At 72.7% G+C, this 9,474-nt stretch carries 6 protein-coding genes and 7 pseudogenes; 5 read left to right on the top strand and 8 right to left on the bottom strand.

What is annotated here, in order from left to right; genetic code table 11:
• The 7 genes and pseudogenes from FF86_RS61360 to FF86_RS30585 form a co-directional block, all read right to left on the bottom strand.
• Positions 1-434, bottom strand: a pseudogene (locus tag FF86_RS61360) (carboxyl transferase domain-containing protein); the annotation flags it as partial.
• A 1-nt stretch (position 435) separates the two neighbouring features.
• Positions 436-514 (bottom strand): annotated as a pseudogene (locus tag FF86_RS61355) (carboxyl transferase domain-containing protein); the annotation flags it as partial.
• A 1-nt stretch (position 515) separates the two neighbouring features.
• Positions 516-720: pseudogene (locus tag FF86_RS61350) on the bottom strand (carboxyl transferase domain-containing protein); the annotation flags it as partial.
• A gap of 1 nt (position 721) precedes the next feature.
• Positions 722-1,039, bottom strand: a 318-nt coding sequence (locus FF86_RS61345) for a carboxyl transferase domain-containing protein (protein WP_304438196.1), incomplete at its 3' end; no start/stop codon positions are given.
• A 534-nt stretch (positions 1,040-1,573) separates the two neighbouring features.
• Positions 1,574-2,566 (bottom strand): annotated as a pseudogene (locus FF86_RS30590) (DUF5925 domain-containing protein); the annotation flags it as partial.
• A 1-nt stretch (position 2,567) separates the two neighbouring features.
• The coding region (locus FF86_RS61340) for a DUF5925 domain-containing protein (protein ID WP_242419921.1) at positions 2,568-2,872 on the bottom strand (305 nt) is incomplete at its 3' end.
• 82 nt (positions 2,873-2,954) lie between these two features.
• On the bottom strand, positions 2,955-3,536 hold the full coding sequence (locus FF86_RS30585) for an NADAR family protein (protein WP_044888487.1): 582 nt from the start codon (positions 3,534-3,536) through the stop codon (positions 2,955-2,957).
• A 193-nt stretch (positions 3,537-3,729) separates the two neighbouring features.
• On the opposite strand from FF86_RS30585, the pseudogene FF86_RS61335 reads away from it, so the two are divergent.
• A pseudogene (locus FF86_RS61335) lies at positions 3,730-4,037 on the top strand (DUF3710 domain-containing protein); the annotation flags it as partial.
• A 1-nt stretch (position 4,038) separates the two neighbouring features.
• Positions 4,039-4,484 (top strand): annotated as a pseudogene (locus FF86_RS61330) (DUF3710 domain-containing protein); the annotation flags it as partial.
• 56 nt (positions 4,485-4,540) lie between these two features.
• Here the strand turns inward: FF86_RS61330 and FF86_RS30575 are convergent.
• Positions 4,541-5,131, bottom strand: a 591-nt coding sequence (locus FF86_RS30575) for a hypothetical protein (protein WP_242419920.1), incomplete at its 3' end; no start/stop codon positions are given.
• Positions 5,132-6,411: 1,280 nt separating this feature from the next.
• Between FF86_RS30575 and FF86_RS36875 the strand changes: the two are divergent.
• The 3 genes and pseudogenes from FF86_RS36875 to FF86_RS30560 form a co-directional block, all read left to right on the top strand.
• Positions 6,412-7,035: pseudogene (locus FF86_RS36875) on the top strand (hypothetical protein); the annotation flags it as partial.
• A complete protein-coding gene (gene cobM / locus FF86_RS30565; RefSeq protein WP_044888490.1) occupies positions 7,032-7,847 on the top strand; it encodes a precorrin-4 C(11)-methyltransferase in 816 nt (271 codons plus the stop codon). The pseudogene FF86_RS36875 and the gene cobM, both read left to right, overlap by 4 nt.
• A gap of 125 nt (positions 7,848-7,972) precedes the next feature.
• On the top strand, positions 7,973-8,788 hold the full coding sequence (locus tag FF86_RS30560) for a cobalt-precorrin-6A reductase (RefSeq protein ID WP_082122341.1): 816 nt from the start codon (positions 7,973-7,975) through the stop codon (positions 8,786-8,788).
• The last annotated feature ends 686 nt before the right edge of the window (positions 8,789-9,474 follow it).

The raw sequence follows: 9,474 nt of genomic DNA, 5'->3' as shown, positions 1-9,474 counted from the left end.
CCCCGTTGTTCGCCACGATCCCCACCGGATGACCATGCAACCGCGCCGTCCCGGTCACCAACGTCGACCCGTACTCCCGCTTGAACTCCGCGAACCGACTCCCGTCCACCACCCGCGCGATCACCTCCCGCACGTCATACGGCGTCCGCGAATCCGTCGGCACCGCCGCGTACAGGCCGGCCGGGTCCACGGCGGGCTCCTCGGCGGGCTCGACCGCCCACGGCCGGGGCGCGCGCGGCGCCAGGTTCGCCACGATCGACCGGACTATCCGCAGGGCATGCGCGTCGTCCTCGGCCAGGTGGTCCGTCACCCCCGAGGTGCGCGCATGCAGCAGGCCACCGCCGAGCTCCTCGGCCGTCACCACCTCCCCGGTCGCGGCCTTCACCAGCGGCGGGCCACCCAGGAAGATCGTCCCCTGGTCGCGGACGATGACCNCCTCGTCCGCCATCGCCGGGACGTAGGCGCCGCCGGCCGTGCAGGAACCCAGCACCGCGGCGATCTGGGCGATGCCGAGNGACGACATCCGCGCCTGGTTGAAGAAGATGCGCCCGAAATGCTCCCGGTCCGGAAACACCTGATCCTGCAGGGGCAGGAAGGCGCCGCCCGAGTCCACCAGATAGACGCAGGGCAGCCGGTTGTGCAGCGCGACCTCCTGGGCGCGCAGGTGCTTCTTCACCGTCAGCGGGTAATAGGTGCCGCCCTTCACGGTGGCGTCATTGGNGACGACCACGCATTCCCGGCCGGCAATCCGCCCGATCCCCGTGATGATGCCCGCCCCCGGCACCGGATCGTCGTACAGCCCGTTCGCGGCGAGCGGGGACAGCTCCAGGAAGGGACTGCCGCGGTCGAGCAACGCGTCGACACGGTCCCGGGGCAGCAGCTTGCCGCGGGCGACATGCCGCGCCCGGGCCTGCTCCGAACCGCCGACGGCCGCGACCGCCAGCCGCTCCTGCAGATCGGTCACGGCGTGCCAGTGCCCCTCGGCGTTGCGCCGGGCCTGCTCGCCGGTGGCATCCACCCGGCTGGCCAGGACCGGCATCGCCGAGGCGCGGNGCACCTCGGCGGACCGCTGCCCGGCGATGGATCCGGTTCGCACCGCCGTCACAATCACTCCCCACAAAGCTGAACACAAGGTTGCCAAACGCGACGTTTCCCCAGGTCGGCGCGTTCCCACCCGAGACGTCCGAGACGCACCGAGAACGCGGCCGCAGCATACGGACACGCCGGCTGCGCAATCGGACCAGCCGATAACGGTCTACCCGCTATCGAGCCGAAATGCACCGGTTGACCCCACTGCGGCTTACCTTAGCGGTGATAGCCGGATTCGGCGGTCCCTCGGTGCGATCCGGCCTGTCGCGTGCCGCGATCTGCGGCGCCCACCGTGAAGGACGCTCGCCGGCACACTAACGTTGCCTGCCGTGGCCGCGCTGTTCCTCCAAGCGTCGGGGCCTCCAAGCGTCGGGGCCTCCAGGCGTCGGGGCCTCCAGGCGTCGGGGCCGGCGCCGGTGCCGGCCGGGGGAACCGAGCCGGCCACGGAACCGGGCCGCCCGGGCGTTCCCGGGCGGCCCTCGCCTCACAGATACAGGCCGTGGCGGGTGTCGCCGCCGGTCGGGCGGGGCAGACCGCGGCCGTCGCGCAGGGCGAACAGCTCCGCGAGCGTCATCGTCGAGCCGACCCCGTCGGTCGAGCCGAGCCAGGACACGGCTTCGGCGTGGGGCAGGGCGCCCACCTCGATCTGGGCCAGGCACCGGCCCGGCCGCACGACGGCGGGATGCAGCCGGAACAGGTCCTCGTTGGTCGTCAGCGCGACGAGGACCTCCCGACCCTGGCCGACGAGCCCGTCGGTGAGGTTGAGCAGCCGGGACAGCTGCTGTCCGGCGGAACCGCGGCCGTCCCCGCGGATCAGCTCGTCGCAGTCCTCGATGACCAGCAGCCGCCAGCGGCGCACGGCGGGTTGGCCCATCCGGTCACCCTCGCCGCCGTCCCCGCCGCCGACGGCACCGCCCGCGGCGGCGTCGAAGTCGCCGGCACCGTCGGCGTCGGAGTCGCCGGCACCGTCGGAGTCGGAGTCGGAGTCGCCGGCGTCCGCGGAGTCGTTGTCGGGGTCGCCGTCGTCGTCGAAGCCGATCGCGACCTCCATCAGGTAGGCCGGGTCGGCGAACAGCGCCTCCGGATCGAGCACGCAGTCGACCTGGCACCAGGAGCGCCACTCGTTGGCCAGCGCGCGCAGCACCGTCGTCTTACCCGTCCCGGCCGGCCCGTGCAGCAGGATCAGCCGGCCGATCACGTTGTCGCGGCGAATGGCCATGAGCTTGTCGAGGGAGTCACGTGCCGCCGAGGCATAGTTGCCCCGGATCGACGACCACCTCGTCGTCGCGGTCCGCCGGCTGGTCCGGATCGGCCCACGTTGGCCGGACAGATACCAGAAACCCATGCTGACGGAGCTGTCCGAGCCGGTCTCGGCCGCGGACGAGCGCAGCACGTCCTCGAGCACACCCCGGGCGAGCTGCTCGCTGACCGCCGTCACGGTGACCTCGCCGCCGCCACCGCGCCAGCGAACGGACCGNACCGTCCAGCCCTCTCCCACGGCCAGCCGGGAGTCACGGGACTCTTCCACGACGGAGCGCAGTACCCGCGCTCCGGGCGGCAACAGGGTCGCTCCGGGGCGGAGCCGGTCCACCCGCGCACTGCGGGCCCACGGCTGTTCACCGGTCGTGAAGGGAGCGAGCGCGAGCGCGTCGACGACGTCGTAGGGGGTGTCCGAATCGTCGAGGCCGACGATGAACGGGAGCTTCATCCCCCCGCTCAGCGACTCGGAGACCGTCCAGGACTTGGGCAGCGACGCTTTCTGGCTCTGGCTGGGAACAGACACGCCTCCGATGGTCCCGGACTCGCCGCGTTTCGACCATCCCGTTACGCGATTTAGGCCGGCAGGTCACGCCGTTCGGGGCAGGTCACCTCGCCGCGGCCGCCGCCAGCAGGGCGTCCCGGACCTCCATCAGGGCGAAACCGAGCAGGTTGCGCCCGGGCCAGGCGCTCGGCCGGCCGGCCCGATCGTCGTCACGGTCGCAGCCGATCCCCCAGACGCGATCCCGCGGGCTGATGTCGGCGAGGACGAGGCCGGCGGTGCCGGCGAGGTAGGTGCGCAGGATGGCGTTCTGGGCGAACTTCGCGGAGTTCGCGGCGAGGGCGACGGCGTAGCGGTGACGGTCCCACACCGCCTCGTCGAAGCCGCGGATCCGTCGGCCGATGGCGGCCAGCGAGATCGGCGCCGGCAGCGCGAGCACCGCCTCCGCGGCGGCCTGGTCGCCGAACAGCCCGGCCTTGCGCGCCAGCACGTAATGCTGCGCGCTGGGGTAGTCGACCCCGTCGACCGCGAAGCGGGCCGGCCAGCGCAGGCTCAGGCAGCCCGCTCCCGTGCCGTCCGCGACGGCCTGACGCTGGCCCCAGAAGTACCGGAACCGAAGCGGCGCCGCCTGGTGTTCGAGACGCCGCAGGTCCTCGATGGAGCGCGGCGGACCGGAGGTCGAGAGCACACGCCGAGGTTGGCAGATCACAGCCCGCCGGATGCACCTTTCCGGGTTTTTATGCCAAATGACCACGCCTGCGGCAAAACCAGCGCAGGGACGGGGTGTTCCCACGAGAATCTCGGCGCGCCTACCCGGCGTCACGCCACGATCACTACAAGCTTCGGGCGGGAGGTGGTCGACGATGCTCNGTGGACGACTCATGCGGGGGCGGCGACGCGATGCCGCGCGAGCCGGCGGGTCCGGCCGGATCGGCGCCGCACGCGGGGACGCCGACCCACCGTCCGGGCCCGGCCCGGACTCTCCTGCCAGCCTGGACTCTCCTGCCAGCCCAAACTCTCCTGCCAGCCCAAACTCTCCTGCCGGCCCGGACGCCTCTGACGGGCCGGACGTCGCGGGACCTTACGACGCCGCCGCCCGGCCCGATGACGGCCGGCAGCGGGGGGACTTCGGCGCGCTGTTGATCCCACGCGTGACGGGTACGTGGATCCGGCTGTCGCTCGACGGGCCNGTGCCGGCGCTGGTCGCGACCGACGGTTCCTCCGCTCTGGAGCTGTCCGTGCTGGCCGCACCGCGGGGACAGGATCTGTGGGCCACGATCCGCGCGGACCTGCTCGCCGCGACGGCGCCGGACGACCCGGACGCCTGCCGGCCGGGGCCGCGCGGCCCCGAGCTGCACCTGCCGATCGACGTCGAGTCGGGTCCGGTTCCCGCCCGGATCGTCGGCGTCGACGGGCCGCGATGGTTCCTCTGCGCGGTCTTCACCGGGCCGGCGGCCACCGATCCGGCGGCGGCGCCCGCACTCGAGGAGCTGCTCGCCGCGACGGTCGTGGTGCGGGGGGACGCGCCGATGCCCGTCCGCGAGCCGATCCCGCTGGTCATGCCCGACCGGACGGGCAAGCGCATCGTCGAGGTCCCGGCCCAGCGACACGCTCCCGAGATCATGGCCCTCGGCCGNCCGCGGACACGCGCCTGATGTCCGGTCAGCGCAGCCCGATGAACTCGACGGTGGNCAGCGAGAGGCGCACGTAACGCTCGATCAGCTCGTCGGGCTGGACGGGGCCGGTATGGTCGTACCACTCCAGCGCGGCCGTGCCGGCCGCCTCGATGCTGCGCCGCGCGTCGGCCGGGAAGGGCGTGCGGAACACGCCCTCCCGCACCCCCTGCTGGATGATCTCGCCGAAAAGCTGGCTGGCGCCGCGCTCGACCACCTGCTCGCCGATCGAGAACCGCTCCCCCACCCGCCCGATCGTCCGATAACGGAGCAACAAGGCGGTCGTCTGGTAGCGAAGGTAGTAGCTCATGGTGCCGCGGACAAGAGCCGACAGTCTTTCCGCCGCCGACGGGCCCGCCGCCGCCAGAGCGCTGTTGATGACCCGGAAGAACTCGTCGACGAGCACGGAGAGAGGCACCTCCCACACGTCCCGCTCCAGTGTCCCGGCAAGGTAGTCCCGGACCGACTCCACCGGTTCCACCCCGGCGTGGGCCCCGATGTCCCGAAGGGAGATCTCGGCCAGGCCAAGATCGGCGAAGAGATCGGTGGCCGCCCGATAGAGTTCCGCCCTGCGCTGCTGGAGCGCGGCACGCGCGGCGACCCGGTCCACACCCCCGAGCGTATCCCGGAACCGGCCGCGCGACACCCCAGGATGGCCACATCAACGGCATTTCCAACGAGTTCGGGTGAACCTCTCCGAATCAGGCTGGAATCAGCGTTTCCGCGNCCGATCAGGTCAGCACCGATGGTAGGAGCTGGGCCCACACCGACTCGCCGAGAACCGGACCTTCGGCCATCACGCCATTCAGGGAGCGTTCGGCGGCTATCGTCGTCGAGGTCCGGCGGGCACCTCGAGGCGACGTCCGGGAGGCATAGCGTCAGGTTTCACCGAAAAGGCGCGCGAACGGGGATGAGAGGTCATCGGTGTCGGCTGCGCTCGCCCTGGGACTGCTGTTGCAGGGACTCGCCGTTCCTCTCCTCGTGTACCGGCGGTGGCAGCAGGCCAAAAGAAGCCTCGGTCTGCTTTTTGTCGGCACCGCCGCCGCCTATCACGGCGCGACCGAGATCTTCCAGGCCGTCGCGCCGGTGTACAGCGACAACCGACTTCTGACGTCCGATTCGGATATCGCCTCCTATACGGTTCTGGTCGGCGTCGCCCTTCTTTCCTTCGCCGGCGCCTATCGGGTGGCGACCCGCGGCGCACCGGACCGGGCATCCTTTCGGGCAGGCGTTCCGGATTTCTACGACTGGAGATTCCTGGTCGTCTTCGCCGTGGCCGCGGTTGCGGTGACCGCCGCCGGGCGAGCGGGGACAGCGGCTGGGACGGACCCCGGGACCGAGTCGGGCGGGCAGTACCTCGCCGGTGGATTCGCGACGCAGTTCCTCGTCGTGGGCCTCGCGCTGGCCAGCTTCGCGGTGCTGGTGCGGACGCGGGGACGCTGGCTCATCCCGGTGCTCACCGTCCAGTGCACCCTGCACACCCTCGCCGGTCAGCGGCTACCGGTGGCGATCTCCGCAGCGGTCGTGCTGTACCTGCTCGCCGTGACCGGGGTTCCCGTGCGGGGCCGGCAGCTCGCCTGGGTGGCGAGCCTGATCCTCCTGTCCTACCTCGTCATCTACGGCGCACGGGCCGACTCCGGCCGGCAGGTGTTCGGCGCCGGGGCCGGCGTCGGCGAACGAGTCACGGCGCTGGGCGGCGCACTCGCCCAACCGGAGCGGGGGATCAACCGGCACGGCATCGGCGACCTGGGGGTCCGCCTGGACGGCAACTCCTACCCGTCGATCATCCTGCACCAGCTCCGGGCCGGATCGCCACCGATTGGCCCGGTGACACTGCGCGACGACGTGATGATCGCCGTCCCGCGCTTCCTCGCCCCCGACAAGCTGAGNACCGCCCTGGAATCACGGTCGCTGAAGGTCCGCCTGTCCGGCACCTACGGCATCACCAGCGCCTTCGACCGGCTCCCCACCCAGCTCGGCGAGCTGCTGCCGGTCGGCGGTCCGGTCTGGATGGTCATTCTCGCCGGGTTGGGCGGCCTGCTCCTGGCCCGAACGGAGGGCGCGCTGTGGCGCCGGCGCCATCCGGCGGCCCTGCTGGGGCTGCTCGCCCTGGTCGCCGGCATCCTGCAGTACGAGGGCGGCCTCGTGCTGTACACGATCAGCGCCCGCGGCGCGCTCACCCTGGGCGTGGCGCTGCTGCTGTGGCAGCGGGTGGCTCGGGTCCTGCGCACCCGCCGAGCCGCGCGGGCCGGCGCCGGCGAGCCGGACGACATCGGCGAGCCAGACGACATCCGCGCGTGGGGAGACGTCGGCAGGGCGGGCCCACTCCGGCAGGGCCGCCCTACCCTGGCGAGACGGCCGGCGATCCGCAGATCCGCCGCGTCGGGGCTGCTAGCGTTGCCCGTTGTGCCGAACATCCCGCGGCAGCCCGCCGACACCGCGGGCCGCGCTCCCAGGGTCACCGTGTTCCCCGCGGCGGACGGCCACGGGGCCCGGGACGGCGAGCGCGGATGACCGTGCACTTCATCGGGGCGGGGCCGGGCGCCGCCGACCTCATCACCGTGCGCGGGCGGGACCTGATCGCCGCCTGCCCGGTCTGCCTGTACGCCGGCAGCCTCGTCCCCGCCGAGCTGCTGTCCCACTGCCCGCCCGGCGCGCGACTCGTCGACACGGCCCGGCTGACCCTCGACGCGATCACGGCCGAGCTGTGCGCCGCCGACGCCGCCGGCCAGGACGTCGCCCGCCTGCACTCGGGCGACCCGTCCCTCTACAGCGCCCTGGCCGAGCAGATGCGGCGGCTGGACGCGGCAGGCGTCCCCTACGATGTCACCCCCGGGGTTCCCGCGTTCGCCGCCGCCGCCGCGTCGCTGCGGCGGGAGCTGACGGTTCCCGGCGTCGCCCAGAGTGTCGTGCTGACCCGCACGGCCGTGCTGTCCAGCCCGATGCCACCCGGCGAGGATCTGGCGACGCTCGGCCGGTCCCGGGCGACGCTCGTGCTGCACCTGGCCGTGCACCGCATCGAGTCGCTGGTCGAGGAGCTCGTGCCCAGCTACGGCCCGGACTGTCCGGCGGCCGTGGTCGCGTGGGCCAGCCGGTCCGACGAGGTGGTGCTGCGCGGCACGCTCGCCGACATCGCCGCGCAGTCCCGGGCCGCCGGCCTCACGAAGACCGCTGTCATCATCGTCGGTCGGGCACTGGCCGCCGCGGGCTTCCGCGACAGCTTCCTCTACTCGCCGCAGCGCTTCGCCCCCGACGGCTGCCAGCCGGCGCCCGCCACGGGCTGGTCCTCGGTGCCCGGCGAGCTGGACCCGGCCGATCCACGGTGAACGGCACCGACCCCGCGGGATCCGTGCCGCCCGGGGAGGCCGGGGAGGCCGCCGGTGGCCCCACGGCGGCACCATCGACGCGCCCGGCACTATCCGCGCGCCCGGCACCCCCGGTGCCGCTGCGGGTGCTGCTGCTGGGGGGCACCGGCGAGGCCCGCCGGCTGGCCCTCGCCCTAACCGAGGCCGGTGGTTTCGACGTCGCCTACTCGCTGGCCGGGCGGGTGCGGGAGCCGCGGGTGCCGCCGTCCTGCCGGGTCCGCATCGGCGGGTTCGGCGGACCGGCCGGCCTCGCCGAGCAGCTGCGCTCCGAACGGATCGACGCCGTGGTCGACGCGACCCACCCGTTCGCCGCCCGGATGAGCGCCTCCGCCGCGACGGCCGCCGCGGCCACCGGCGTGCCGCTGCTGGTCCTGCGCCGCCCCGGCTGGACTGCCCAGCCCGGCGACGACTGGCGCCGGGTGCCGTCCCTGCCTACTCTGACGGACCTGATCGACCGGTTCGTCCCGCCCCGGCGCGGCACGGCGACCGATCCCTGCCCGCGGGTGTTCCTGACCACCGGTCGCAGCGACCTCGCGCTGTTCGCCGGGCTGCACCGCCCCTGGTTCCTGGCCCGCTGCGTCGAGGCCCCCACCGGCGCGCTGCCGCCGCGGCTCGAGGTGATTCTCGACCGGGGCCCGTTCGACGTGGCCGGGGAGACGGCGCTGCTGCGCCGATACGCCATCGACGTTCTCGTCACCAAGGACAGCGGCGGCGCGATGACCGCCGCCAAGCTCACCGCCGCCCGCGCCCTCGGCCTGCCCGTCATCATGGTGGACCGCCCGCCCCCGCCGGCCGGATTCCCGGTCGTGTCCGACATCGCCCCCGCAACACACTGGCTGACCGCCCTCGCCACCTGTCGCAACGCGGCTGCGGGCGCTAGCTCTGGTGCCGTAACGGCGTAGGTATTTTCTGTGNCGTAGCGGCGTAGGTATTTTCTGTGCCGTAGCGGCGTAGATCGGTACTTGAATGGGATTCGTCGCGGNCCGGGTTTCGTCCCAGCCGCGGGGCCGGTTCCGCGGAACCGGCCGAGCGTGGGGTCCGGGGTCGGGCTCGGCCGGAAACACCATGATTGCCAGAGCCAGAGCCAGAGCCAGAGTCGGAGTCGGGCCGGGGCCGGTTCCGCGGAACCCCACGAGTACCGGTGTCGGTGTCGGGATCGGGGTGTGGGGTGGGGTCGCGGGGTGGGGCCGGTTCCGCGGAACCCTACGAGCGTCGGATGTGGCATTCAAATCGCGGAATGTCATGCCCACCGGTGCCGGTGCCGGTTTGGAGTGGTGTTGTGTTCGGGTGGTGTGTGGTTGGGGTCGGGTGGTGTGTGGGTGGGGTCGGAAAAGTGTCGGTGGTGGGTGGGAGTGTGTCGGTGTCCGATGGTCCTCNACACCCCTGGCCTGGTGATCATGATGGTGGGTTCTGTAGCAACTCCGANGGCTGTATCCGCGCTGGTTGCGGACCTGGTCCCCGAGAAGGATCCGGTTTCTGGGGAAGAGGCGGTTCCCGGAGCGGATTCGGGTGCCGGGGGGGAGGCGGTTGTCGGGGAGGTGCCGGTGCGCGGGCCGGTTGCGGGCTGGGAGGGGGATCTGTTCGGGGG

This window comes from Frankia sp. CpI1-P, assembly GCF_001421075.1.
Taxonomy (GTDB): Bacteria; Actinomycetota; Actinomycetes; order Frankiales; family Frankiaceae; genus Frankia; species Frankia torreyi.
Note: the sequence above shows the minus strand (reverse complement) of the source record. Positions and strands in the feature narration are given on the sequence as shown.